Consider the following 24,687-nt stretch of genomic DNA (forward strand, 5'->3'; position numbering starts at 1 on the left):
ACACGAACGGAAACGGGGGTCAGAACGTGAGGCCGCCGTTGTTCAGTGCGAAGCCGATGCCCAGGAACGATGCCACCATGCCGATGACGTTCAGCCACCGCTCGTTCGTGGTCTCGGAGATCATCTGGGAGTACAGGGCGAGCGGCAGGCCGATCAGGCCGGCGACGGCTCCGGGAAAATGGGTCGCCGGGATCCAGCCGAGGATGAGCGCGGCGAGCCCGATCGTGATCGACGCCACCGCCAGCACGTCCTGGAGCCGGTGCCGTTCAGGTCGGCCGTCGAGGCCGATGGCCTGCCTCTTGGTGCCTGCTGCCTCCTGCGGCATCGGGACCCTCCTCCACGTCGAGTCTCCCGCGTGAGGGGCACACGCTGCCCGCGGGGAACGGACGGACCGTGCTCGTAGGGATTCCCAGCCGGACCGAAGATCAACCGGTGCGGACGCCCGGAAATTGTCGGCGGCACCCGGTAGTGTCGAACACAGATTCGAGAACATGGATTCGAGAACACCGGCCCGGTACGGCCCCCGGGGGGAAGCGGGGGAGAGCAGGAGGTGAACCATGGTGACGAAAGCGGAGCTGGGGCTCATCGGTGACGCGGAGCTCGTGGAGGAGTTGTCGCTGCTGACGACCCAGGCCGCCCGCATGCGCGCCCGGATGGCCGACATCATGGCCGAACTGGAGCGCCGGCGCTGTACCAAGAACGCCCGGCCGAGCATGCGGCGCTGACGGTGGGGTCCACCGGGGGCCGGCACGGGTTTCGCGGCGAAGGCCGGTCCCTCACCGCACCGCGGGGGTGGCGTGCGAGCCGGCCCCTCCGTCTCGCCGGTGCTCCACTTCCGAACCGGCTCGTACGCTGCCAACTGTTGGTAGCCTGGAGCGGTCTCGCGGCAGGTGCGCCCGGCGATCCGGGGTCCGGCGCCGCCGCGGGAGACGCAACAGCCCTCCTGTCACGGAGAGACCGTGACCGCATCAGTCCAGAGGAGGTAGGGACAGCATGCGTCGTTACGAACTCATGACCATTCTCGACCCCGCCATCGACGAGCGCACCGCGAGCGCGGCGCTCGACCCGTTCCTGAAGGTCGTCAAGGACGACGGCGGCAGCGTGGAGAAGGTCGACGTCTGGGGCCGCCGGCGCCTGGCGTACGACATCCAGAAGAAGTCCGAAGGCATCTACGCGGTGGTCGACCTGTCGGCTGAGCCTGCCACGGTCAAGGAGCTCGACCGGCAGCTCAACCTGAGCGAGTCGATCCTCCGTACCAAGGTCATCCGCCCCGAGGTCCACTGAGCCAGGCTCAGCCCTCTCACCAGCCGGAGCGAGCCCCATGGCAGGCGACACCGTAATCACGATCGTCGGGAACCTCGTCGAGGACCCGAATCTGCGCTTCACCCCGAGCGGCCAGGCCGTCGCGTCCTTCCGCATCGCCTCGACCCCGCGGTACTTCGACCGCCAGTCGGGTGACTGGAAGGACCGCGAGGCCCTGTTCCTCACCTGCAACGTCTGGCGGCAGGCCGCCGAGAACGTGGCCGAGACCCTGCAGCGCGGCATGCGCGTGATCGTGCAGGGCCGTCTCCAGCAGCGGTCGTACGAGACCCGCGAGGGTGAGAAGCGCACCGTCTTCGAGATCGAGGTCGAAGAGGTCGGTCCGTCACTGCGCAACGCCACCGCCAAGGTCAACAAGACCCAGCGGCAGGGCGGCGGCGGTGGCGGCGGTTTCGGCGGCGGCGGCAATGGCGGCGGCCAGGGCGGCGGCGGTTTCGGCGGTGGTGGCGGCGGCCAGCAGGGCGGCGGCTTCGGCGGCGGCCAGCAGGGCGGCGGCGCCCCTGCCGACGACCCCTGGGCCACCGGCGGTGGCGGCGGAGGCGGATTCTCCGACGACCCGCCGTTCTAGACCGGCCGTTTCCGGACCAGCAAGATTAAGTACACGTCCATTCCCGCGTGAGCGGGGCTCTCCCAAAGGAGCACCACGATGGCGAAGCCACCTCCCCGCAAGCCGAAGAAGAAGGTTTGCGTTTTCTGCCAGGAGAAGATCTCCTACGTCGACTACAAGGACACCGGCCTGCTGCGGAAGTTCATCTCCGACCGCGGCAAGATCCGTGCCCGGCGGGTGACCGGCAACTGCACCCAGCACCAGCGCGATGTCGCCACGGCGATCAAGAACGCCCGCGAGATGGCGCTGCTGCCCTACACCAGCACCGCGCGCTGAGGCAGGGGGAACGATCATGAAGCTCATCCTGACCCAGCAGGTCTCCGGGCTCGGCGAGCCCGGGGACGTCATCGAGGTCCGGGACGGCTACGGCCGCAACTACCTCGTCCCCCGCGGCTTCGCGATCAGGTGGACCCGGGGCGCCGAGAAGGAGATCGACTCGATCAAGAAGGCGCGTTCGTCCCGCGAGATCGCGACGGTCGAGCACGCCAAGGAGGTCGCCGGCCGGCTGGCGGCGCTGCGGGTGACGCTGCGCACCCGCACCGGCAGCGGCGGCCGCCTCTTCGGCGCCGTGACCGCCGCCGACATCGCCGAGGCGGTCCGCGCCGCCGACGGACCCGACCTGGACCGCCGCCGCATCGAGATCGGCAACCCGATCAAGACGGTCGGCACCCACCGGGTCAGCGTCCGCCTTCACAGCGACGTCAACGCCACCATCGACGTCGACGTCGTCGAGGCCTGACACGCTCCACCGAACGACCCTCGCGCCCCGGGACCACCCGAGGCGCGAGGGTCGTTTCGTGTTCGCCACGACACCTTCGCCGCCGAGAACCGCTCGACACGAGGGCCGCATCGGGGGCCGGGCGGCTCTCATGTCGGCAATCTCTGTTGCAAGACCTGGCGTTGCCCTGTTCAAGCGAGGGTGCTGTGCCCGGGGTTTCATGTGAAACGTCCGCGAACCGCCCTGTGTTTGGTTGATCAACTGAGCGGCCAATACGTTCCGTAACCAGATCGACGCGGAACGAAGGGGGACGGTGTTGATCGCGCATTCGGGGGACGGCGCGGACGGCCGGGAGCGGTGCGGCCCGCCGGTGACGCGCCGGTCGCTCATCGGCGGCGTGGTGGGGGCGGGCCTGCTGGAGGCCCTGGCGATGGGGTCTTCCGTCCAGAATGCGGCCATGGCGGACGAGCTTTCCGCGGGGCCGGGTTCCATGGCGGGCGAACACGTCGCGTTCAAGGCGGACGCCCCACACGTGTACACGCGCGCACAGTGGAACGCGCGGCGGCCGCGGCGTCCCGCAAAGGTGCTCGACCGGCCGCCCGACCGCATCATCGTGCATCACACGGCGACGGCGAACTCCGGTGACCGTTCGCTCGGCCACGCGTTCGCCCTGTCCCGGTTCATCCAGGACTTCCACATGGACAAGAACGGCTGGGACGACACGGGCCAGCAGCTCACGATCAGCCGCGGCGGCATCGTGATGGAGGGACGCAACAGGAGCCTGAAGGCGGTCCGGGCGGGCGATCTCGCCGTCGGCGCGCAGGTCCTCCACCACAACGGGCACACCATCGGGATCGAGAACGAGGGCACGTACACGAAGAAGGCGGTTCCGGGCCGGCTGTGGGATTCGCTGGTGGAGGTGTGCGTCTGGCTCTGCCAGTCCTACGACCTCGACCCGTCCGAGGCGATCGTCGGCCACCGGGACTACAACAGCACCGCGTGCCCCGGCGATGTGCTCTACGCCCGGTTGCCGAAGCTCCGCAGGGCGGTGGCCGGCCGCCTGGACGGTTCCCCGAGCTCGGGCGGCGGCCCCGGCGGGCAGGAAATGCCGGTGTTCCCGCCCTTCGACGACTTCGGCTGACCGGCCCGCCGGTCAGCGCCGCTACGTTTCGGGGGTGGTGTAACGGGTGCGGCGGCGGGCGATCTCGGGGTCGATGCCCTCGACCAGGGACCAGATGCCCGCGACGCGTTCCACCAGGGTCTCCGGGGGCAGTCCTGCGAGGCCCTCCGCCGCCAGGTCGTCGATCGCCTGTGTCAGCCGGGCCATCCGCTCGCCATGCGTGGAACACATGTTCGAATAGTAGCGAGTGTGGTGGGCGGTGCGGGTGTGCTTCGCGGAAATCGGCCCTCAGCGGACGGCGCCGGTGACCATCCAGCGGTCGCCGCGGGCGCGCAGGCCCAGGGTGAGCATCCGGGTCAGCATCCACAGGCCGATCGCCGCCCAGAGCCCGATCAGTCCGGCGTCCACCCGGTAGAGGACGATGGCGGCGGGCAGGAAGACGACCGTCGCGATCAGCGTCGTCGCTGCGAGGTAGGTGCCGTCGCCCGCCCCGATCAGGATTCCGTCCAGGACGAACACCACGCCCGCGACGGGCTGCATCAGCGCGACGAGGAGCAGCGAGGCCAGCAGCAGTTCGCGGACTCCGCCGTCCGATGTGAACAGGCCCGGCAGCCACGGACGCACCAGCAGGATGATCAGTCCGAAGGCCATGCCGCAGCCGATCCCCCACCACACCATCCGGCGTGTGACGGCCCGCGTGCCGGTGATGTCGGACGCGCCCAGGTAGCGCCCGGTGATCGCCTGCCCGGCGATCGCGATGGCGTCGAGCGCGAACGCCAGGAGCGTCCACACCTGGAAGCCGACCTGGTACGCGGCGATCTCCTCGTCCCCCATGCGGGCCGCGATCGAGGTGCCCACGATGAGGACGACGCGCAGGGCCGCCGTCCGGAGCAGGAGCCCGAACCCAGCCGTAGCGGACGTCTTCAACCCGGCCATGTCGGGACGCACCGGCGCCGAATGCCGCCGCGCCGCCCGCAGGACGACCAGGACGTAGACGGCGGCGCTTCCCGTCTGGGCGATCACGGTCCCCCATGCCGAGCCGGCGATCCCCCAGTTCAGGACGATCACGAACAGCACGTTGAGGACGATGTTCAGTGAGAACCCGCCGATCGCGACCAGAAGCGGTGTGCGGGTGTCCTGCAGGCCGCGCAGCACGCCCGTCCCGGCCAGGATGACCAGCATCGACGGGATGCCGAACAGGCTCACCCGGAGGTAGGTCTCGGCATAGGGGGCGACGACGGGGGATGCGCCGAACGCGTTTACGATCGGCGGGATCAGCGGCCAGCAGGCGACGATCAGCGCGACCCCGATGGCGAGCGCGAGCCACATGCCGTCGATGCCCTGCCGGATCGCGGCGCGCAGGTCCCCCGCGCCGACCTGCCGGGCCACCCCGGCCGTCGTTCCGTAGGCGAGGAAGACGCACAGGTAGACCAGCGTGCTCAGGGCCTGCCCGGCGACTCCCAGGCCGCCGAGCTGTGCGGTGCCCAGATGCCCGACGATCGCCGAGTCCGACAGCAGGAAGAGGGGTTCGGCGACGAGTGCGCCGAACGCCGGGACGGCCAGGCGCAGGATCTCGCGGTCGTGCGCGGTCGCGGGCCGCTGCCGGGAGGTCGTCACCGCGCCGAGAGTACCAGCCTTGTAATTCTCGTCAGCGACTTGACCCCTTACATCGGATGGGAAGGCCGACTTTCTTTACCGCACACCCGGTGGATGACGTTTTCGCAGTTCAGCAGGCTGCTGCCGGAGTCTTCCACGATGAATCCACAGAGTTTTCCACAGGTCGTGCACAACCTTTCCGGCGTGTCTGCACAGGGACTCCACAGCCTCGTCCACAGGACGCTTTGCTCGCCGCCGCGTGGGCTCGGGAGAATGTCCGACGCGTCAGGTAGACGTGTGATGAACGGTCGGCGATGAGGCGGACGGGGCCGCAGGCGACCGAGATGAAGGGGGTGCGACGGTGAGCGTGGCCGAGCTTGGACCGCACGAGCCGGAGTTCGAGCGCACTCCACCGCACGACATCTCCGCGGAACAGGGCGTGCTCGGCGGGATGCTGCTCTCACCGGACGCCATCGCGGAGGTCGTCGAGCTCCTGCGCACCCCGGACTTCTACCGTCCCGCGCACCAGATCATCTACGACATCATCCTCGACCTCTACGGCCGCGGCGACCCCGCCGACGCCGTCACCGTCGCCGGCGAGCTCACCAAGAACGGCGAGATCGGCCGCATCGGCGGCGCCCCCTACCTGCACACCTTGATCTCCCTGGTGCCCACCGCGGCCAACGCCGGGTACTACGCCAAGATCGTCCACGAGCGTTCGATCCTGCGCCGCCTGGTCGAGACCGGCACCCGCATCGTCCAGATGGGCTACGCCGCCGACGGCGCCGACGCCGACGACGTCCTCGACCGCGCCCAGGCCGAGGTCTTCGCCATCGCCGAGAAGCGCGCCGGTGAGGACTACGTCGCCCTCAGCGAGATCATGCCGGGCGCGCTGGACGAGATCGAGGCGATCGGCAGCCGCGGCGGCCAGATGGTCGGCTGCCCCACCGGCTTCGCCGACCTGGACGCCCTGACCAACGGCCTACATCCCGGACAAATGGTAGTAGTCGCTGCTCGGCCTGCGATGGGAAAGGCGATTTGTCTAAAAACTCCCCTTCCGACCCCAAAGGGTTGGACCACTATGGGCGAAGTGTCTGTTGGGGACTACCTGATCGGAGCCGACGGCAAACCGACTCGCGTTGTCGCCGCGACCGAGGTGATGCACGACCGTCCGTGCTACGAGATCGAGTTCTCAGATGGCGAGGTGATAATCGCCGACGCCGAGCACCAGTGGCGAACGACAACCCGAGCAGCCCGTCGCCAGCAGAGTGAGACGCGTACGACCTATTACTGGTCCGATGAGGCGATCAACCGGGTCCGGTGGGTGACGGCGGATGCTAACGAGAGACCTCGTCGCCTCCTTACGCATCGCGAGGCGACGGAGACGACCGAGGATATCGCCGCGACGCTGCGCTGCGACGGCGACAACCGCCTCAATCACGCGGTCGAGGTGGCCGCGCCATTCCAGTTTCCGACCGCCAAGTTGCTCATTGATCCTTATGTTCTCGGTGCATGGCTCGGTGATGGATGTCGCACTCACTGCTCCATCACTTGTTTTGACGAAGAGATCCTGGAAGAGATTGAAGCGGCAGGTCAGCCGGTCTCACGACGAAAGACGCCGGGAAGCTTCGGCCTTCCCGGTCTGGTCACCATGGTCAAGGAACTTGGGCTGTGGCGAAACAAGCACATCCCGGCCGAGTATCTGCGGGCGTCTGAGGAGCAGCGGCGGGCGTTGCTGGCCGGGATGCTCGACACCGACGGATACGTGTCGGAGATCGGGCAGGTGCAGCTCGGGTTCGTCAACAAGCGCCTTGCGGAGGGGGCGCACGAGCTGATTCTCAGTCTCGGCTACCGCGCGACGATGACGACCGAGCCGGTTGCGGGACGCTCTCCAGAGACCTCGATCTTCTACCGCATCAACTTCACGCCGACCGAGACGGTGTTCCGGCTGTCGCGCAAGGCGGCTCGGCAACGGAAGAACGTCCATCCGAAAGCGCGGGTGCGGTACATCGTGGACGTCCGGCCGGTAGAGAGCGTGCCGGTCCGGTGCGTCCAGGTCGACAACGCCGACCACATGTACCTGGCGGGGCGGTCGTGCATCCCGACGCACAACTCGACCCTCGCCCTCGACTTCGCTCGGGCCGCGTCCATCAAGCATGGGCTCACATCCGCGTTCTTCAGTCTGGAGATGGGGCGGAACGAGATCACGATGCGGCTGCTGTCGGCGGAGGCGCGGGTGGCGCTGCATGCGATGCGGTCCGGCACGATGCAGGACGAGGACTGGACGCGCCTCGCCCGGCGGATGAGCGAGGTCGCCGAGGCTCCGCTGTTCATCGACGATTCGCCCAACATGTCGATGATGGAGATCCGGGCGAAGTGCCGGCGGCTGAAACAGCAGCATGATCTGCGGCTGGTCATCATCGACTATCTGCAGCTGATGACCTCGGGGAAGCGCGTGGAGAGCCGCCAGGTCGAGGTGTCGGAGTTCTCCCGTTCACTGAAGCTCCTCGCAAAGGAGCTGGGTGTCCCGGTCATCGCGTTGTCGCAGCTCAACCGAGGCCCAGAGCAGCGGACGGACAAGAAGCCCATGGTGTCCGACCTCCGTGAAAGTGGATCGATCGAGCAGGACGCGGACATGGTGATCCTGCTGCACCGCGAGGACGCCTACGAGAAGGAGTCGCCGCGCGCGGGTGAGGCCGACCTGATCGTGGCCAAGCACCGCAACGGCCCCACCGCCACCGTCACCGTCGCCTTCCAGGGCCACTACAGCCGCTTCGTCGACATGGCGCAGTAGACCGGCGCCACCGAACCCGGCGCCGGCCCGGCCACCGGGGGCGGTAACACCGGCGGATCTCTCGACACGTAAGGGGTGTCCCCCCAAGCGAAGGAGATGCGCGTGTGCCATGAGAGATCCGGCCATCGGGGCTTCGATGGATGATCGCAAGGCCAGATTCGAGGCGATGTACGCCGCGACGTACGAGCCGATCCTGGGCTATGTGCTGCGCCGCTGTCCGTCGCCGGATGACGCCGCCGATGTCGTCGCGGAGACGTTCACCATCGCGTGGAGGCGGCTGGAGGAGATCCCGTCCGGTGGCCGGTCGCGGCTGTGGCTGTACGGCGTCGCGCGCCGGGTGCTGGCCAACCACTGGCGCGGCGAGGCGCAGCGCCGGCGGCGCACGACGAGCCTGCGCCACGACCTGAGGGACGAGATCGCCGCGGTCGGCGCCGGGGATCCCGTGGAGGCATCGGCGATCGCCGATGCGTTCCGCGGCCTGTCCGACGACGATCGCGAGTTGCTCGGCCTGGTCGCCTGGGAGGGGCTGGACCACTCCGCCATCGCCGCGGTCCTCGGCTGCTCGGCGGGGGCGGCGCGCGTCCGGTTGCATCGGGCGCGCAGGCGCTTCTCCCATGCGCTGCGTGCGGCGCAGACCGATGTGATGCCCACCGTCAACAAGCGTCCCATCAGCGAACGGAGTTCCCTCACATGAAGCCTCATTCCACGGACGAGATGGTGCGGTCGATGGCTCGCGTTCGCGACGAGTCCCTGGCCGGATTCGCCGATCGGCCGGCCGCGCGGACGCTGGTGAACGACGTCATGGCGGCCGCGCCGGACGAGGATTCCCTCGCCGGGATCCCGGCCGGTGGCGGTGCGGTGAAGCCGGAGCGGCCGCACGGCCGGTTCCGCCTGCCGCGGTTGGGTGTACGCCTCGTCGCCGCCGGCGCGCTGGCGGCGATGGCCGCCGGTGTGATCGTCCTGACCGGCGACGATGGACAGCGGACCCAGCCGTTGCCCCCGGACGTTCCGCTGGGTTCGGTCGTCCAGGCGGCACACGTCCTCGACCAGGCCGCCAAGGCCGCGGAGACCCGGCCGTTCACCGCCCCGAAGCCCCGGCAGTGGGTCTACACGAAGATGCAGCTGACAACGTCGGCCAAGGCGGGCGGGCTCGTCACGGGCGGTCCGTACAAGACGAACACCGAGGAGCTCTGGCGGCGGGTCGATGGCAAGCGGTACGCCGCTTACAAGGACGGCAAGGTGGAGACCGGGCCCGAACTCCGGACCCCGTCCGTCGCGGCCGAGTTCGATCCTCTTCCGAGCGACCCCGAGGCGCTGCTGCGGAAGGTCGGTGGGAGCAAGGGCCACTACGAGATGGCCTACCAGACGCTGGTCACCATTCTGCGTGAAAGCGTCCAGTCCCCCGAGAGGGAGGCGGCGATCTTCCGGGCCATCAAGCTGATCCCCGACGTGAAGCCGATCGAGGGCAGGGTCGACGTCAACGGCCGGCCGGTGATCGCCCTGGGACGGACCTTCCACGGGTGGCTGCACGAGGAGGTGCTCCTCGATCCGAAGACCTACGCCTACCTCGGGGAGCGTGCGATCGCGGTCAAGAACCACACGACCGAGTCGGACGGCGAACCCTCGGACACGGTGAAGGCGGGGACCTTGCAGCGTCTCATCGTCCGCGACGCCATCGCTGTCGTCGACGATCCCGGCCGGCGGCCCTGACGGGGCATCCCGGACGGTGCGCGCCGCGGTGGTTTCCTCCGCGGCGCGCACCGCGCGGGGTGCGGAGAGTTCAACGCCGAGGCGGAGAACCTACGGGGGCGGGGGTTGCCGGTCCCCGTGGCTCGTCCATGCGGTGTCGTCGACCGCCAGCCATGGTTCACCGGCGACGGTCGACGGGGTCGCCCCGGTGAGCGCCACGACGTCCCGATGCAGGTGGGGCTGGTCGGCGTAGCCGCTCTCCGCCGCGACCCGGGCCGGGTCCCCGCCCGCGGCCAGGCGGTGGGCGGCATGGTCGAATCGGACGAGCTTCGCGGCGCGCTTGGGCGGCAGGCCGATCTGCGAGCGGAACCGGGACCACAGGCGTTTGCGGCTCCAGCCGACCTCGGCCGCCAGTTCGTCGACCCGGAGCAGACCGCGGCAGGCGACGATCCGGTTCCAGGCGCGGGTGACCTCCGGGTCCACGGACGACCGGGCCTCCTGTCGGCGGGAGAGCAGCGCGTCCGTCAACGCGAAACGGGCTTCCCACGAGGAGGCTTCGCTGAGCTGCTCCTGGATCCGTGATGCTTCCCGGCCCCACAGGTCGTCGAGGGCCACCACGGCGCCGTCCAACTCCGCCGGGGACGCGCCCAGGATCGCGCGTGCGACCACCGGGGACAGGCGCACCTGCACGCCCTCGAAGTTCTCGCCCCGCATCCAGACCGGGCCGAGTCCGAACCCGAGCCCGGCGACGAGACTTCCCCGGTGCCGCCGCCCGCCTGCGTCGTCCACGACGAGTGAGCCGCCGCCGAACATCAGCGCCAGCGTCACGGCCGGATGCGGCACCGCCCGGTGGGCGGCCGCGGACGTGCCGCGGTCGCGGAACCCGGCCATGCCGACACCCGCGACCCGGCTGGACCGCGCCGGACGGACGACGTCCCACACGGCCGTATCGTCACGTTCGTGCGCGCTGCGCCGCATCCCCACATGCTAGGCGGAGCCGCCCGACCGGGAACATTCGTTCAAGCCACGGCGCGAGCGGACGGCGACAGTGGGCCCATGGTCACTTTTCTGGGGGCCGGTGACCCCGGCCGTTGGACGACGCCGTTCCGAGGTCCTCTCCCGGGCGGCCGGACGTGAGACGCGCGGGAAGCCGCCGCGGGCGCCGCGTCATCGTTGTCTCGGCCGTCCTCCTCACGGTCGGCGGGCTGCTCGTGGCGAACGCGGCGGTGGTGTCGCGGCAGGACGCGCAGGCCGCCGGGACCTCGATCCTGCCTCTCGACGGCGGGGGCGTCCACGTGCGCCAGGACGGCCCCCGTGACGCCCCGGCGCTCGTCCTCATTCATGGGCTCGCCGGGTCGACCCGCTGGTGGGACTCCTTCGTTCCGGAGCTGGCGGGGTCCTACCGCGTCCTCCGGGTCGATCTGCTCGGGCACGGCCGGTCGGCCAAACCGTCCGGCGAGGGCTACGCGATACCGGAGCAGGGACGCCGGGTCGGTGAGGTACTGGACCGGCTCGGCGTGGAGCACGCCCTGGTGGTCGGCCATTCCACCGGCGGTTCGGTCGCCACCGCACTCGCCGAGCAGCGGCGCGATCTGGTGAGTGCGGTGGCGCTCATCGACTCCGGGCCCCGCCTGGACGCCTTCGTCTCGGACGGGTTCGTCGGCCGGCTCCTGTTCGTGCCCGCCGTCGGGCAACTGCTGTGGCGGTTCCGGACCGACAGGGTCGTTCGCCAAGGTCTGGGCACCGCGTTCAGCCGCCGCGGCTACGACGTCCCGCAGCAACTCGTCGACGACGTGCGCGCCATGACCTACCACGCGCTCACCGCGACATCGCGGGCGGCGGACGACTTTCTGGAGCGGCGCGCTCTCCCCGATCGGCTGGCGGCCCTCGGCAAGCCGCTGCTGGTGATGTTCGGCGAGGAGGACCGGAGATGGCGGCCCTCCTCCGCTGCCGACTACCGCACCGTCCCGGGCGCGAGGGTCGTGTTGCTGCCCGGCCTGGGACATTCACCCATGCTGGAGGATCCGTCGCGGACCGCCGAGCACCTTCTGGCCTTCGCGGAGACTCACGGCGCGCCGCGGGCCTGACCGAGACCGGGTCAGGGGATCAGGACGGTCTTGCCGGGCAGGCGTCCGGCGTCGGAATCGTCGTGGACGGCGGGCAGGTCGGCCAGGGGGCGCCGCTGGGCGACGTCGATCTTCAGGTCGCCGGCGTCGACGCGGGTGACGAGGCCGGCGAGCTGGGAGGCGTCGCTGCGCACGAACATCTGCACCGTCCGTACTCCGCGTCCGGCGTCCTGCGGGCCGGGCGGAACGGTGTTGACGAAGGCTCCGCCGTCGGCGACCAGGTCCACGAGCTGCGAGGTCTCCCCGGGGGTGGTCCTCACCAGGTTCAGGACGACGTCGAACCGCTGCCCGGCGACCGCCTGCGGAAGGGGCGTGCCGGTGTAGTCGACGATCCGGTCGGCCCCGTAGGAACGGATGCGGTCGGCGCTGCGGGCGCTCGCGGTCGCGGTCACGGTGGCGCCCGCCTGCACGGCGAGCTGGACGGCGTAGCCGCCGACCGCACCGCCCGCGCCGTTGACCAGGATGCTCTGCCCGGCCTTCAGATCGGCGTGCTCGAACAACGCCTGCCAGGCCGTCAGGCCGGACGAGGGCAGTGCCGCCGCGTCGGCCGGCTCGACCGTGCGGGGGGCGGCGGCGAGCGCCTCGGCGGGTGCGACGGCGTATTCGGCGGCTGCTCCCGGCTCGTTCATCGGCAGGAACGCCACCACGGCGTCGCCGATGCTCCAGTCGCCGGCCCCTTCGCCGACCTCCGCGATGGTGCCCGCCACGTCGAAGTTCGGGGTGTGCGGGAGGGCGAGCGGGAAGGGCTCTCGCAGGTATCCGCCGCGGAGCCCGGCGTCCACCGGGTTGAACGAGGTACCGGCCACCTTCACCACCACCTGTCCCGCTCCCGCCGCCGGACGGTCGGCGTCCTCGTACACCAGGACGCCGCTGTCGCCGTAGGAGTGGTAGCGCACTGCCTTCATGATCTCTCTCCTCCGTCAGTGCTTCGAAGTCGAAGCATGTAAGGACCGTAACCTGCTTCGACTTCGAAGCAATACCCGTCGGACGGGTGGGCCTCGTCACATTGCTTTGATTTCGAAGCACGTACGATGACGGCATGAGCGCCACCCGCCCAGACGCCGACGCCGGTGAGGCGCTCGATCCCCAGCAGCTCAGGGCCTACTTCATGCTCATGGAGGCCGTCAGCCTGCTCCAGCATCAGGTCGAGCAGCAGCTACGTGCCGAGGGCGACCTCAGCTACGTGCAGTTCCAGCTCCTGGCCCGCCTCGCCGACGCGAACGGCCCGCTGACCATGACGCAGCTGGCCGACGGCGTCGTCTACAGCCGCAGCGGCCTCACCTACCAGGCCGGACAGCTGGAGAAGGCGGGCCTCGTCACCCGCGCGCCCGGCCGCGACGACGAGCGCGCCACCCTGGTCACCATCACCGAGGACGGGCTGGCCCTCTTCGGCCGCGTCCTGCCCGGCCACGTCGAGGGCGTCCGCCGCCTGCTGTTCGATCCGCTCTCCGGCGACGACCTGCACCACCTCGGCGACATCATGACCCGCGTGCGCGACCACATGCGCACCCGGCCGCCCCGCTCCGCCGCCCCCCGCAAGCGCCGCACTCCTCCGGAGGCCCCGGCCGCGCCGTGACCGGCCCCGCCCCTCGCGGCGGAATTCGAGGTCGCTCCGCTGAACCGGCCGGCCGCGTCCGCCCGTACGGGGAAGCGAGTGCCTCGGAGTCGGGACGCGCCGGTTTTCACGGGTGGCGGTTCGCGCGGTCCCGGGGTGCGCTGGGACGGGGACGAGCGGGCGGCCCCGCCCACGGCGGGGACGGTGATTCGACGTGCGGCTTCGGGAGCAGGGACCTACGGCGCTCAGGGGTGGCGTCAGGGTGCTCATCGGGATGGGCAGCGGGCTGGTGTCGGGGCTGGCGGTCGGCGCGCTGATGGCCTCGCAGAACCTGCTCGCGTCCCACGGGACGTTCGGCTGGGCGGTTTTCGCCGTGTACGCGGCCGTCGTCGGTGAACTGCTGGGCGTGTTCGTCGGCCGGCGGCCGTCCGGCCCGGCGGTGTCGGCGGCGGGCGGGCTGCTGCTCGGCCTCCTCGGCTGGACGGTGTGGTGGCTGACGCTGGATCCGTGGCTGCGGGGCAGCAGCCCGACCTGGTCGGTCGGGGCCGCCACGGCCGTGTATCCGGAACTGGTCGGCTCACTGCTCCAGGGGACGCTCGCCGGGATGCTGTTCCACGTCTCCGTGCGGCGGCTGCCCGCACGCCCGGAAACTTCGGAAAAGCCCGCACCGCGCGTCGTCATCGTCGGGGGAGGTTTCGGCGGCGTCAGCGCCGCGCGCCGGTTCGAACGGCTGAACCTGCGCGGTCACCGCATCGACGTGACGCTGATCAGCGACTCCAACTATCTGCTGTTCACGCCGATGCTGGCCGAGGTCGCGTCCGGTGGGCTGGAGGAGCGGCACATCAGCTCACCGGTCCGGGCCGCCGCGTCCCACACGCGGTTCCGGCACGGGCGGGTCGCCGGCGTCGACGTCGCACGGCGGCGCGTCGTCCTTGAGTCGGGGGGCGAGCCCGTCGGGTACGAGCATCTGGTGCTGGCGGCCGGGTCCGTCCCGCATTTCCCCGACCTGCCGGGCGTGGCGGAGCACGCGCTGACGCTGAAGTCGCTCGCGGACGCGGTGCGGCTGCGCGACCGGGTGCTGGCGCTGCTGGAGCGCGCCGACCAGGAGGCCGATCCGGCGGAGCGGAGGCGGCTGCTGACCTTCGTCGTGGCGGGCGGCGGGTTCGCGGGGACGGAGTCGGTCGCCGAACTGTACGACCTCACCCACGACGTGCTCCACTTCTACCCCGCCATCGACCCGGACGAGCCGCGTTTCATCCTCGTCCACTCTGACGAGCGCATCCTTCCCGAGCTGTCGGAACGGCTGGGCGACTACGCGCTGAAGAAGCTGCGGGCCCGCGGCATCGAGTTCCGGCTCGGTGCCCGCGCGGCCGCCGCGACCGGCCGCAGTGTGCGGCTCGACGACGGCGAGGTGATCGAGACGGCGACCTTCGTGTGGACGGCGGGCAACCGGTCGAACCCGCTGCTGCGGATCCTTCCCGGTGAGAGCGGCCGCCGCGGGCAGGTCGTCGTCGACCGGACCATGCGCGCGTTCGAACTGGACCGCGTCTGGGCGATCGGTGACTGCGCCCAGATCCCCACCGAGGACGGCACCCTCTACCCGCCGACCGCCCAGCACGCGATGCGCGAGGGCAAGGCGGTCGCCGACAACATCGCCGCCGTCCTGAGGGGCCAGCGCCCCCACCCGTTCCGCTTCCGGACCATCGGGACCTTCGTCGCGCTCGGCCATCGCACCGCCGCGGGGGAGATCCGCGGACGCCCCTTCTCCGGCCTGGTCGCCTGGCTGCTGTGGCGCGGCATCTACCTCGCCAAGCTGCCCGGCGTCGAGCGCCGTGTCCGCGTCGTCCTCGACTGGGTCCTGGACACGGCGTTCCCACGCGACATCGTCGTCACCGGCCCACCCGCCGACGCTCCGGCGCCGCTGCCCGGGCAAGGTGCGCGATGACGGCGGAGGCGGTCCGCGAGCCGGCGTTCCCCGGACGCGGCGCACCCGCCGGCGCCTTCGCCGGCGCAGCCGGGGGCCTGGTCTGGGGCACGGCGATGCTGTCGCTCGGCACGCTCCCGGACGTCGCGGTGCTCGCCGGGTCCAGCGCGCCGTGGCTCGGCTTCGTCCTGCACATGATGATCGCGGTCACGGTGGGCGCCGGATTCGGGCTGCTCGCGGTGCACCAGCGGATCCGGTCGAGCGAGCTGCTGTTCTGGGGCCTGGCCTACGGCGTGTTCTGGTGGTTCCTGGGGACGTTGACGCTGCTGCCGCTGCTGTCGGGAACGCCGATGACCTGGAGCCTGGACGCCGCGCAGGCGGCGCTGCCGAGCCTGCTGGGCCAGCTCTACTACGGCGCGGTCACCGCGGTCGGCTTCGCGCTCCTCCAGCGGGACGGCCGGTCCGCCGCACGGGACCATCTCCGTCCGAGAACACTCCTGCGAGGGCTGCTCGCCGCCGTGATCGTCGGCGGCCTCCTCGTCCTCGCCTTCGGAGTCGGCGCCGGGGCGCGGCTCGGATGGCTGCCCGCCGTCGCGGTCGGCATGGGCATCGCCTACCCGCTGCTGTTCACCGGGCGCGCGGAGGGGACCGGCCCGGCGATCGTCCGCGGCACCGCCTACGGCTTCCTGTGGTGGGTCGTCGCCGGCCTCACCGTCGCGCCGCTGCTGGACGACGGCACCCTCGACTGGTCGCGGCCCGCCGTGGCGGACGCCGCGACCAGGCTGCCGCCGTACCTGCTGGCGGGCGCCGGGATCGCGGCCGTCTTCGGCTGGCTCGGCTCACTCGCCCGCGCCCTGTTCGTCGACGACGTGCGGCTCCGCACCCGTCCGATCGGGACACGCGGCCTGCGGGTCGTCGGCTACGGCGCGCTGTCCGGACTCGTCGGCGGCGTCCTCTTCGGTCTCGTGTGGGGCGCCGTGGACGTGCTGACCACGGTGGCGAAACTCGTCGGCGCGGGCGGCGATGTCGCCGGGTGGACCGTCCACCTCCTCATCGCCCAGGGCATCGGCGTGTCCTACGCGCTGCTGTTCCGTGGACGCGGTTACGACCTGGTGTCCGGCGTCGGCTGGGGGCTCTCCTACGGGTTCTTCTGGTGGGTCTTCGGCGGCCTGACCCTGATGCCCGCGGTGCTGGACGTCCCCCTGTGGTGGACGGCCCCCACGATCGCCGCGGACTTCGCGAGCCTCATCGGCCATCTCGCCTACGGGGGCGCGCTGGGCGCCGTCCACGCCTGGCTGGAACACCGGGAGAATCCGTGGTGGCTGACCCGCAACGACCTGGAAGCGGCCCGCGCCACCGCCCGCCGCGAACAGGTCCTCGGCTCGGCCCCCGCCCTGTGGACCCTGACGGCCCTGATCGCGCTGACGATCCCGGTCATGGTGGCCGGCGCCTGATCAGCCGACCTTGGTGTAGATCAGGTCGAAGTCGTGCTCCCAGGTGGCGTTGTCCAGGGACTTCTCCCACGTCGCCCGGATGGTGCGCCCGTCGTCGCTGAGCGTCCCGGTGAAGCGCTGGTCGAAGCCCGGCGCGTCCCGCCACATCTTCCAGACGCCGCCCTCAAAGGTCATTCGGTAGACGCGGGACACGCCACGCGAGTCGTAGTAGAGGACGGTGTAGACGTTGGACGAGTCGTCCCCGCTGACGAGCTGCGTGGAGTTCGGCGCCGGATCCGGCGGCTCGGCCTGGATGCGCACGAAGGCCCGCCCCTCAAGCCACTCGATGCTCACCGGTGCGGACCCGTCCCCGAACTGGGGCACCTCGACTCTCCACTCACCTATCAGCGGCTCAAGCGACTCCAACACCGGATTTGGCGGCAGCGACGCCATAACTGTCCTCCCCGCTCGTCATTTCCCGCGTCAGCCCGGCCTGTGGGCCGCACCCCGATCGCCGCCTCCCAAACGACACACGCGGAACCTGATGCCATCAGAACACGAAGCGAGGCACGAAACCCAGACGCGCTGCACTGGAAGCTGACCCTGCTCAAGATGCTCGCTTGGCTGGACGCCGTCACCGCCGGAAACAGGTTCGCTGATCGCCAGTTGCCCTGAGTTGTTCGCGGGATGCCCCCGTCAGATGCAGGACCCAGCCTTCAAACGGTTACGACGGTGGGCGGCTGGAGCGTGCGGGGCGAAACGATTCGCCAGGCTTGTCGTGGCTGCCGGCGTGGCGGCCTGCATTAGAGGGCTCGTATTCTGCGCGGGCGCATGGTTCGAGAACGGGGTGACGAGCATGAACGATCTCGAAGCGCTGTCGGCTCTGTGGGAGCGGCAGTGGCCGGCCCGAGCAGGTGATGTTCAGATGCGCTCTGTGTGTCAAGACCGATGGGTTCGCTTTCACAGCCTCCCGGAGTCCAAGAGATACCCCGATGACGAGGCCGAGTACGCAATCGTGCTCGAACGGCATCACACCCTGTTGAACGAGCTGGGGCCGAATGAAGATGAGCTGTATGTGGTCACTCACGAGTGGAACGGGGACTCTCAACCGGCCGTTCGCATGAGCCGGCTCCAAGAAGTCGATCCGGATGCCCGGCACTGGGGTAGTCGCGTCCACGACGATGAGTTCCCCGATGACGTTCTTTATGAGCATCTATACATCAGTCGCCGTCCGCGCAGCAGAGAGGCCCTGGATCCCCTGTTCCGGCTGGTGACCGATGACGTTATCGCGGGAGTCGGCCTGGCCCCACTCGACCTCCGCTGGCTCTACCATCCCTACGACGGTGGTGGAGATGTGTTCGCGCCCAACAGCGCTATCAGAGACGCCCTCAAGGCCGCGCATCCCGACTGGCTCTCCACCCATCGTTCCGGCCTATAGGAGCTTCTGCTGCGCCCCGATCCAGGTGAGGCGAGGGGTCACGTTTCTCATCGCTCCTCCGTTCTCCGGAAGGTCAGCGCTTGAGCGCCGCCACAAGGGCCGTGAATTCGTCGGCGTCCATGAGCAGCTTGGGGCCGTCCGGGTCCTTGCTGTCACGGAGACCGATGACTCCGTTGAGGCCGGCCAGTTCAACGCAGTCGTCCCCCTGTGAACTGCTGTGGCTGCTCTTTCGCCACGCGGGGTGGGGGGTCATGGCTTCCATACTTCCTCCGCGATCTCCCTGATCAGCACTGCCGACAGTTCGGCCGGAAGTGCGTAAGTGGAAATGTCCGCGAACCGCTCGTCCAGTCGTTCGATGTCGGACAGCCCATCCAAAATCCTGCCGTGCGGCTCGGAGACAGTGTAAGCGGCCCGCAGGCTGCCGGGCAGGGTCGCGATGATGAAGGCTCCCGAGTTGCCCGGATGTGGGGCACCGTCCGGAATCACTTGAACGGACAGGCGTGGGGATACGGCATCGGCGAGTCGGTGAAGTTGTTCGTACATCACCTCGGCGGTGCCGACCCGTGAGCGCAGGACCCGTTCCGGCAGGATGTAGATCAGCCTCGGCGGGGGCGGTTCGTCCCTGACGAGGATGGCCTGCCGGTCGATCCGGCCTTGCACCGCTTGCTGGTCGCCGTACAGGAGCACCTCGGCATAACTCGGCGTCTGCAACAGGCCGTGGATCACGAGCGGCTGGTAGGAACGCAAGGTCTCGGCCTTGGCCTCGTACTCGGGCCATCGGGCGAAGTGTTCGGGGAAGACGGCCGTGCGGCCGTCGAAGAGGCCGTCGTGGAGGTGGGCGAGGGCTTCTCGGGTGTCGAGTACCTGGTCGCACTGCTCGGCGAACACTCGGTCGCAGCTTGACTCGCCTCGCTCGATCTCACCGATGGTGGACGCGGCGTACGGGATCTGGTCCGCGACTTGGGCGAGGGAGAACCCCGCCAGTTGCCGGTATCGGCGCACCTCGGATCCGAACAGGTCCAGGGGGCCGCGCGAGGGGGTCAGGCGCTTCGGACGTTGTGGCATGTCGTCTCCTCCGACCGGTGATGACCGAACGATGAACGGTGGCGAACGCAGAGTCGCCGTGATGCCCGCGACCACGTGTTCTGTGCCTCGTTGGCATTCTTTCGCGCGGGACGCTCCGTTACAGCCCAATCACGGAATGTTCCGGAGGTGATCTGAAGTGGCCGCTCCGACATGTGCGCCCGAGACCCCGACGCTCGTACTCGATCCCACAGACGAGGCTCCGCGGCTGGCGCGGCGGTTCCTCGCCGAGCGGTTCGCGGAGTGGGGAATCGCCGACGACTACGTGGGACGGCTCGTCGTCTGCGAGCTGGTCACCAACGCATGGCAGCACGGGAAAGGGCCGATCGTCGTGCGAGTGTTCCAGGACGAGCGCGACGGCCTCGTGGTCGTGGAGGTGTGGGACGGCGGGGAGGGCCGGCCGGTGATCAAGCCGGACGACTACGCCGCGACGTCCGGCCGTGGGCTGGCCCTGATGGCGGAGCTGGTACAGAGGTGGGGCGTCCGCCCCCTCAACGAGGAAGGGAAGGTCGTGTGGGCCGAGCTTCGCTGACCCACCGGCGGCCCGAGGCGAACGAGCCCGTCACGTTGCTGCTGCTCCAGCACCTCTTCCCCGGCTGGACGATCGCGCGGGACGAGCGCGGGATCTGGCGGGCAATCGGTCGGGTCCGTCCCGGTTACCGGAGACCTCGCGGCTTCCTGGTCACAGACGCTTGTTGGTGAACGTCAGGTGCGTGACGCCGCTGGGCGTGGAGACCGCCTCGATGTCGTACGTGTCCTCCAGCGACTCCAGGCCGTCCCAGAGCCGGACGCCGCGGCCGAGCAGGATCGGCACCTGAACCACGTGCATGTGGTCGACCAGACCCTCGGCGAGGAAGTCGCGTATCACCGAAGGCCCGCCGCCCAGGCGGACGTCCTGGCCACCGGCCGCTTCGCGGGCCGTGGCGAGCGCCTCCGCGGGTGAGGCGTCCAGGAAGTGGAACGTGGTGCCGCCCTCCATCTCGATCGCCGGCCGGGGCCGGTGGGTGAGCACGAAGACCGGCGTGTGGAACGGCGGGTTGGGGCCCCACCAGCCCCTGTAACCGGGGTCGTCCTGCCAGCCGGGCGGGCCGAACTTTCCGGCGCCCATGATCTCGGCGCCGATGCCGGGGCCGTGCATCGCGGCGAACACGTGGTCGGCGCCGGAGCCGCCGCCTTCGGTGCCGGTCATCTCGCCCCAGAACCGGGTGACGAACATCCACTCGTGCAGGCGCTCGCCGGCGTGGCCGAACGGGGCGTCCGGGGCCTGCCCGGCACCGGTGCCGAAGCCGTCCAGCGAGATGGCGAAGTTGTGAACGCGAACCTTGGACATCGGGTGCTCCTTCTCTCCATCGGCACCATCGTCCGGTGCCGTCACGAGAAGGTCGGAGCCGACCCGACCGTCTCGACATCACCTCGTCGTGGTTTTGGTCATCTCGCTCACCACGTCAGCGTCCAGGTGGCACCTATTCCCGGCACACCAGGACCAACTGCCCTGCACAGGGAGATGAGCCACGGGGAGCAACTGACAGTTCGGAGATGGTGTCGACGACCATGTGGTCGAGTGATCGAGCACCGGCGGCGTCCGGGGCGGCGGGCCCCCTGCCTTCAGCGGGCGGGGCGGTCGAACAGCAGCTCTCGGCCGTCTTCTTCGTCCCACTGTTCGCCGACGTGGGTGAAGCCGTGGCCTGCGATTGTCGCCAGCGATGCGGCGTTGTCGGGGCTGATCGACGCGCGGACGGTCTTGACGGACGGTTCGGACGCGGCGCGGTCGAGCAGGGCGGTGAGCATCGCGCGGGCGTAACCCCGGCGGCGGTGAGCGGGGTCCACGGCGTAGGCGACCTCGACCCTTCCCTCGGGGGTCGGTGCGCTCTGGAAGCCGGCGTGTCCGATGACGACACCCTGGGGCTCCGCTAGGACGGCGCGCACGATCCAGGGCGTGTCCCCCGGTTCGCGGGCCAGTTGGGCGAGCCGGAACTTCCAGAGGGATTTCGCGTCGTCGGTGACGAAGTAGTCGGTGAGGGCGACTCCGGCGATGGCGCTCGCGGCGGCCAGGTCGCCGTCCAGCAGGGCGGTCATCGCGGTGGTGGGGAGTTCAACGAATCGGATCATGGGCGGCTCCGGGTGTGGTGGTCGATGACCCGGGTCAGCAGGTCGGTGAGTTGGTCGCGTTCGGACGGGGTGAGGGCGGCGAGAAGGTCGTCCTGGACCTGGTCCACCACCTCCTGCAGTTCGTTCAGGTGGCGTGAGCCGTCCGGGGTGAGGGTGATGACGTTGCGGCGGCGGTCGGACGGGTCGGGGGAGCGTTCGACCAGGTTCTTCCCGGCGAGTTCGTTCAGGGCGGCGACGACGTCGCTGCGGTCGATGCCGGTGCGGCGGCCGAGGGCGGCCTGGCTGGACGGGCCGTTCTCATCGAGGGCGGCGAGCAGCCGGTAGTGGTAGCCGCGGGCGCCCGCGGCGGCGAAACCGTCGCTGACCAGGCGGTGGCTGTGCGCGGAGGCCAGGTTGATCAGCCAGCTCGGGGCGTGCCGGAGGCGTGCGGGCGTCCGGGTGTCGGCCGTCATCATGCGGATCAGTTTACCGGGTTGTTGGTTCTGCCAACGATTGATAACGTTGGTCTCACCAACGTTGGCACTACCAATGAAATGAGGGGATCATGGACGATCGTCGTGAACTGACCGAGCTGGTCAGCCGGCTGGGGCTGTGGCTGGACGACAAGAGCTTCGATGAGGGACGCGCCCTCTTCACCGAAGACGCGGAGGCCCACACGCTCGGCGGGGTCGCGAAGGGCGTCGACGCGCTGGTCGCGCAGGCGCGGCGCAACCACACGGTGCCGACCCAGCACTTCATCACCGACCGGCTGATCGATGTGGACGCAGACCAGGCCACGATCAGGGCGAACCTGCTCGTCGTCTTCGCGCATGAAGGCGGGCCTCGGCTGCTGGGTGAGCGTTATGAGCTGGTCGCCGCCCGCACTGAGGGCGGCTGGCGGATCTCGCGGGTGCAGGCACGTCCGGTCTGGGAGGTCGCGAATGCCTGAGATCACGCCGTTCCGGCTCGACGGCCGTCGGGTACGGGCTGACGGACTCGCCCGTGGGGCAGCTCGCCTGGATCGCCGACAAGGTCACAGAGGGGACCGACCCGGCGAGCGGAATCGACGACGACCGGTTGCTCACGACGGTGATGCTCTACTGGCTCACCGGTACGGCTGGGTCTTCGTCACGGCTGCATAGGGAGAACGCCGCGCGGGGCGGTCCGCCTGCTCCGTGTCGGGTTCCCCTGGGCGTGGCGGTGTTCGCGCGCGACCTCGTCCGGCCGCTCCACCATCGCCACGTGGCCGGTGTCGAGTTCGGTGTACTCCGCGCCCGCGATGCCGGCGAACAGCTCACGGTGGTTCTCGACGGGACCGTCTGGTCGCGCGTGCAGCCGATGACCAGCGTCGGAGCCTCGATCCTCGGGAGCAGGGCCCGGATGTCGAGGCGCTGGACGAGGTCGGGACGCAGCGCCGCGGCGGCGGCCGCGACGGGGGCGCCGAGCGAGAAGCCCACCACGTCTGGGAGCGGCACGAGGTCGCCGTGCGCCGCACCAGCCGCATGAGGGTCCTGCACCCGGACATCGGCGGCTCGTACTTGACGGCGTAGTGGCCGGACACGCGTCACAGGCCGGGGGGCCGCCCGTCCAGCCCGCGCCTGAGCCTGAGCCGCCAGAGGGTCGTCGTCTCGGCGGCGCGGGCCGCGTGGAGGGGGTCGTCGGGGTCTGCGGCGCGGGGGTGGGTCGGCTTGGTGTCGTGCCTGCCCGCGACCTCAAGGCGGGACGAGGAGAACATCGCGAGGAGGCCGTCGCGGGTGCGCAGGCCCAGGTGCTCGGCCAGATCCGACATGATCAGCCAGCCTTCGCCGTCCGGCTCCAGGTGGCCGGTGAGGCCGTCGAGGAAGCCGCGGAGCATCCGGCTTCCCGGGTCGTAGACGGCGTGTTCGAGGGGCGAGCTGGGTTTGGCCGGTACCCAGGGCGGGTTGCAGACGACCAGGCCGGCCCGTCCTTCTGGGAAGAGGTCGGCTTGGACGACGTCGACCTGCTTCGCAACGTCCAGCCGGTTGAGGTTCTCCTGGGCGCATGCAAGCGCGCGCGGGTCATGGTCTGTGGCGACTATGCGCTCGATGCCGCGACGGGCCAGGACGGCCGCCAGGACACCCGTCCCCGTTCCGATGTCGAAGGCCGATGTCGTTGACGGCAGCGGCGCTGCGCCGACCAGGTCTACGTACTCGCCTCTGACCGGCGAGAAGACGCCGTAGTGCGGGTGAACACGGTCGCCGCCGAGCGCGGGGATCGGTACGCCCTTCACACGCCACTCATGGGCGCCGATCAGCCCGAGAAGTTCGCGCAGGGACGTCACGTATGGCTGGTCGTCCGGTCCGTGGACCTCGGTGCAGGCGGCCTGCACGTCCGGTGCCCGTCGGAGCGGGATCACGTGTCCGGGGTCGAACGGTATGAGCAGCATGCCCAGCGTCCGCGCGCGCTGGGCACGTGCTTGGCGGTGAAGGTGGAACGCCTGTACCTGCGACGGTTCGGCCTTGTGCCTACGTCGCCGTGGAGGACGGTCGATCCGGCGTGCCATCGCCTGGAGGAGCTGCCGCGCGTTCTGGAAGTCGCCGCGCCACAGCAGTGCCGTGCCCTCGCAGGCCAGCCGGTAGGCGTCGTCCGCCCGCGTCTCGTCGTCGGCGGTCACGACGCGGCGGGGTGGCGGGGCCCCGCTCTCCGAACGCCAGCGGACGCGCTGCGCCCGGCCGTCCTCATGCCAGGCGATCTCGTCCACAGGGGGTACGTTAGCGCCGCCGGCGGAACGGGTGGGAAGATCAGCCCGTGCGACTACCAGGAGCTTTGCGTGTATTGAACGAGGGGCTCGCCTTCCTGCTGGAGATGGCCGCCTTCGCCGCCCTTGCCTGGTGGGGGTTCACGACCGGGGGCAACGTGCTCGTCGACATCGTCCTCGGCATCGGGACGCCGGTCGCGGCCATGGTCCTGTGGGGGATGTTCGCCGCACCCAAGGCGAAGTTCAAAGTCGCGCTGCCGTTCGTCATGCTGGTGAAGGCGGTGGTGTTCGGTGCCGCCGCGCTCGCCTTTCACGGGGTAGGGCGTCCCGCGCTCGCGATCACGTTCGCCGTGGTCGCCCTGGTCAACACGGCCCTGCTGACCATGGACCGCGAAACCCGCCTGCGCACCGCCACCGAATGAGCCGATACGCAAGAAAAAGGGGCAGTGGCCACAGTGTGGCGAGTGCCCCTTCAAG

At 70.0% G+C, this 24,687-nt stretch carries 29 protein-coding genes; 17 read left to right on the forward strand and 12 right to left on the reverse strand.

Annotated features, from left to right (window positions below):
* Window positions 1-19 precede the first annotated feature (19 nt).
* Window positions 20-325, reverse strand: a complete 306-nt coding sequence (locus ACGFK0_RS12835; protein WP_392903803.1) for a hypothetical protein — start codon at window positions 323-325, stop codon at window positions 20-22.
* Window positions 326-557: 232 nt separating this feature from the next.
* On the opposite strand from ACGFK0_RS12835, the gene ACGFK0_RS12840 reads away from it, so the two are divergent.
* The 6 genes from ACGFK0_RS12840 (at window position 558) to ACGFK0_RS12865 (ending at window position 3,786) form a co-directional block, all read left to right on the forward strand.
* Window positions 558-725, forward strand: a complete 168-nt coding sequence (locus ACGFK0_RS12840; protein WP_392903805.1) for a hypothetical protein — start codon at window positions 558-560, stop codon at window positions 723-725.
* A 268-nt stretch (window positions 726-993) separates the two neighbouring features.
* A complete protein-coding gene (gene rpsF / locus ACGFK0_RS12845) occupies window positions 994-1,284 on the forward strand; it encodes a 30S ribosomal protein S6 (protein ID WP_392903807.1) in 291 nt (96 codons plus the stop codon).
* A gap of 37 nt (window positions 1,285-1,321) precedes the next feature.
* Window positions 1,322-1,888 carry a single-stranded DNA-binding protein gene (locus ACGFK0_RS12850; protein WP_392903810.1) on the forward strand — a complete coding sequence of 189 codons (567 nt, stop codon included), beginning with the start codon at window positions 1,322-1,324 and terminating at the stop codon, window positions 1,886-1,888.
* Window positions 1,889-1,966: 78 nt separating this feature from the next.
* On the forward strand, window positions 1,967-2,203 hold the full coding sequence (gene rpsR / locus ACGFK0_RS12855) for a 30S ribosomal protein S18 (protein ID WP_019631633.1): 237 nt from the start codon (window positions 1,967-1,969) through the stop codon (window positions 2,201-2,203).
* Between the two features lie 16 nt (window positions 2,204-2,219).
* Entirely contained in the window at window positions 2,220-2,666 is a 447-nt protein-coding gene (rplI, locus tag ACGFK0_RS12860) for a 50S ribosomal protein L9 (protein ID WP_358453198.1), read from the forward strand.
* A gap of 292 nt (window positions 2,667-2,958) precedes the next feature.
* Complete coding sequence (locus ACGFK0_RS12865; RefSeq protein ID WP_392903814.1) at window positions 2,959-3,786, forward strand: peptidoglycan recognition family protein; 828 nt, start codon at window positions 2,959-2,961, stop codon at window positions 3,784-3,786.
* Window positions 3,787-3,807: 21 nt separating this feature from the next.
* Here ACGFK0_RS12865 and ACGFK0_RS12870 read toward each other — a convergent pair whose 3' ends face one another.
* The gene (locus ACGFK0_RS12870; protein ID WP_052357975.1) at window positions 3,808-3,996 is read right to left on the reverse strand and encodes a hypothetical protein; all 189 of its coding nucleotides are present in this window, start codon (window positions 3,994-3,996) and stop codon (window positions 3,808-3,810) included.
* 57 nt (window positions 3,997-4,053) lie between these two features.
* Window positions 4,054-5,382, reverse strand: a complete 1,329-nt coding sequence (locus tag ACGFK0_RS12875) for an MATE family efflux transporter (RefSeq protein ID WP_392903817.1) — start codon at window positions 5,380-5,382, stop codon at window positions 4,054-4,056.
* A gap of 340 nt (window positions 5,383-5,722) precedes the next feature.
* Between ACGFK0_RS12875 and dnaB the strand changes: the two genes are divergently transcribed.
* The 3 genes from dnaB (at window position 5,723) to ACGFK0_RS12890 (ending at window position 9,865) form a co-directional block, all read left to right on the forward strand.
* Window positions 5,723-8,155 (forward strand): replicative DNA helicase, encoded by a 2,433-nt coding sequence (gene dnaB / locus ACGFK0_RS12880; protein ID WP_392903820.1) that lies wholly within the window; start codon window positions 5,723-5,725, stop codon window positions 8,153-8,155.
* Window positions 8,156-8,291: 136 nt separating this feature from the next.
* The gene (locus ACGFK0_RS12885; protein WP_392903823.1) at window positions 8,292-8,849 is read left to right on the forward strand and encodes an RNA polymerase sigma factor; all 558 of its coding nucleotides are present in this window, start codon (window positions 8,292-8,294) and stop codon (window positions 8,847-8,849) included.
* 32 nt (window positions 8,850-8,881) lie between these two features.
* Entirely contained in the window at window positions 8,882-9,865 is a 984-nt protein-coding gene (locus ACGFK0_RS12890; RefSeq protein WP_392903825.1) for a CU044_5270 family protein, read from the forward strand.
* A gap of 90 nt (window positions 9,866-9,955) precedes the next feature.
* Here the strand turns inward: ACGFK0_RS12890 and ACGFK0_RS12895 are convergent, their stop codons facing one another.
* Complete coding sequence (locus tag ACGFK0_RS12895) at window positions 9,956-10,822, reverse strand: helix-turn-helix domain-containing protein (protein WP_392903828.1); 867 nt, start codon at window positions 10,820-10,822, stop codon at window positions 9,956-9,958.
* Window positions 10,823-10,977: 155 nt separating this feature from the next.
* Between ACGFK0_RS12895 and ACGFK0_RS12900 the strand changes: the two genes are divergently transcribed.
* Entirely contained in the window at window positions 10,978-11,931 is a 954-nt protein-coding gene (locus tag ACGFK0_RS12900) for an alpha/beta fold hydrolase (RefSeq protein WP_392903830.1), read from the forward strand.
* Between the two features lie 11 nt (window positions 11,932-11,942).
* On the opposite strand, the gene ACGFK0_RS12905 is transcribed toward ACGFK0_RS12900, so the two are convergent.
* Entirely contained in the window at window positions 11,943-12,875 is a 933-nt protein-coding gene (locus ACGFK0_RS12905; protein ID WP_392903832.1) for an NADP-dependent oxidoreductase, read from the reverse strand.
* Window positions 12,876-13,009: 134 nt separating this feature from the next.
* Here ACGFK0_RS12905 and ACGFK0_RS12910 point away from each other — a divergent pair, with 134 nt between their 5' ends.
* The 3 genes from ACGFK0_RS12910 (at window position 13,010) to ACGFK0_RS12920 (ending at window position 16,903) form a co-directional block, all read left to right on the forward strand.
* Window positions 13,010-13,546 (forward strand): MarR family winged helix-turn-helix transcriptional regulator, encoded by a 537-nt coding sequence (locus ACGFK0_RS12910; RefSeq protein ID WP_392903834.1) that lies wholly within the window; start codon window positions 13,010-13,012, stop codon window positions 13,544-13,546.
* Between the two features lie 241 nt (window positions 13,547-13,787).
* The gene (locus ACGFK0_RS12915) at window positions 13,788-15,470 is read left to right on the forward strand and encodes an NAD(P)/FAD-dependent oxidoreductase (RefSeq protein WP_392903837.1); all 1,683 of its coding nucleotides are present in this window, start codon (window positions 13,788-13,790) and stop codon (window positions 15,468-15,470) included.
* Window positions 15,467-16,903 carry a hypothetical protein gene (locus ACGFK0_RS12920; RefSeq protein ID WP_392903839.1) on the forward strand — a complete coding sequence of 479 codons (1,437 nt, stop codon included), beginning with the start codon at window positions 15,467-15,469 and terminating at the stop codon, window positions 16,901-16,903. The genes ACGFK0_RS12915 and ACGFK0_RS12920 overlap by 4 nt, the downstream gene beginning before the upstream one ends.
* On the opposite strand, the gene ACGFK0_RS12925 is transcribed toward ACGFK0_RS12920, so the two are convergent.
* Window positions 16,904-17,266: a hypothetical protein gene (locus ACGFK0_RS12925; RefSeq protein WP_392903841.1), complete on the reverse strand. Its 363-nt coding sequence runs from the start codon at window positions 17,264-17,266 to the stop codon at window positions 16,904-16,906.
* A gap of 472 nt (window positions 17,267-17,738) precedes the next feature.
* Between ACGFK0_RS12925 and ACGFK0_RS12930 the strand changes: the two genes are divergently transcribed.
* Window positions 17,739-18,320: a hypothetical protein gene (locus ACGFK0_RS12930; protein ID WP_392903844.1), complete on the forward strand. Its 582-nt coding sequence runs from the start codon at window positions 17,739-17,741 to the stop codon at window positions 18,318-18,320.
* A gap of 73 nt (window positions 18,321-18,393) precedes the next feature.
* Here ACGFK0_RS12930 and ACGFK0_RS12935 read toward each other — a convergent pair whose 3' ends face one another.
* The gene (locus ACGFK0_RS12935; RefSeq protein ID WP_392903846.1) at window positions 18,394-18,582 is read right to left on the reverse strand and encodes a DUF397 domain-containing protein; all 189 of its coding nucleotides are present in this window, start codon (window positions 18,580-18,582) and stop codon (window positions 18,394-18,396) included.
* The gene (locus tag ACGFK0_RS12940; protein WP_392903849.1) at window positions 18,570-19,460 is read right to left on the reverse strand and encodes a Scr1 family TA system antitoxin-like transcriptional regulator; all 891 of its coding nucleotides are present in this window, start codon (window positions 19,458-19,460) and stop codon (window positions 18,570-18,572) included. Before ACGFK0_RS12940 ends, ACGFK0_RS12935 begins: the two co-directional genes overlap by 13 nt.
* Window positions 19,461-19,542: 82 nt before the next feature.
* On the opposite strand from ACGFK0_RS12940, the gene ACGFK0_RS12945 reads away from it, so the two are divergent.
* A complete protein-coding gene (locus tag ACGFK0_RS12945; protein ID WP_392903852.1) occupies window positions 19,543-19,935 on the forward strand; it encodes an ATP-binding protein in 393 nt (130 codons plus the stop codon).
* A gap of 150 nt (window positions 19,936-20,085) precedes the next feature.
* On the opposite strand, the gene ACGFK0_RS12950 is transcribed toward ACGFK0_RS12945, so the two are convergent.
* From ACGFK0_RS12950 to ACGFK0_RS12960, 3 genes are all read right to left on the reverse strand, one after another.
* Window positions 20,086-20,733 carry a dihydrofolate reductase family protein gene (locus tag ACGFK0_RS12950; RefSeq protein WP_392903855.1) on the reverse strand — a complete coding sequence of 216 codons (648 nt, stop codon included), beginning with the start codon at window positions 20,731-20,733 and terminating at the stop codon, window positions 20,086-20,088.
* A gap of 275 nt (window positions 20,734-21,008) precedes the next feature.
* Complete coding sequence (locus ACGFK0_RS12955; RefSeq protein ID WP_392903857.1) at window positions 21,009-21,512, reverse strand: GNAT family N-acetyltransferase; 504 nt, start codon at window positions 21,510-21,512, stop codon at window positions 21,009-21,011.
* Window positions 21,509-21,967 carry a MarR family winged helix-turn-helix transcriptional regulator gene (locus tag ACGFK0_RS12960; protein WP_392903860.1) on the reverse strand — a complete coding sequence of 153 codons (459 nt, stop codon included), beginning with the start codon at window positions 21,965-21,967 and terminating at the stop codon, window positions 21,509-21,511. The genes ACGFK0_RS12955 and ACGFK0_RS12960 overlap by 4 nt, the downstream gene beginning before the upstream one ends.
* A gap of 89 nt (window positions 21,968-22,056) precedes the next feature.
* On the opposite strand from ACGFK0_RS12960, the gene ACGFK0_RS12965 reads away from it, so the two are divergent.
* Complete coding sequence (locus ACGFK0_RS12965) at window positions 22,057-22,440, forward strand: nuclear transport factor 2 family protein (protein ID WP_392903863.1); 384 nt, start codon at window positions 22,057-22,059, stop codon at window positions 22,438-22,440.
* A gap of 615 nt (window positions 22,441-23,055) precedes the next feature.
* Here ACGFK0_RS12965 and ACGFK0_RS12970 read toward each other — a convergent pair.
* Window positions 23,056-24,213 carry a methyltransferase gene (locus ACGFK0_RS12970; protein ID WP_392903866.1) on the reverse strand — a complete coding sequence of 386 codons (1,158 nt, stop codon included), beginning with the start codon at window positions 24,211-24,213 and terminating at the stop codon, window positions 23,056-23,058.
* 74 nt (window positions 24,214-24,287) lie between these two features.
* Between ACGFK0_RS12970 and ACGFK0_RS12975 the strand changes: the two genes are divergently transcribed.
* On the forward strand, window positions 24,288-24,632 hold the full coding sequence (locus ACGFK0_RS12975) for a YrdB family protein (RefSeq protein ID WP_392903868.1): 345 nt from the start codon (window positions 24,288-24,290) through the stop codon (window positions 24,630-24,632).
* Window positions 24,633-24,687 lie beyond the last annotated feature (55 nt).

The organism is Spirillospora sp. NPDC048823 (assembly GCF_043198445.1).
Classification (GTDB): Bacteria; Actinomycetota; Actinomycetes; order Streptosporangiales; family Streptosporangiaceae; genus Spirillospora.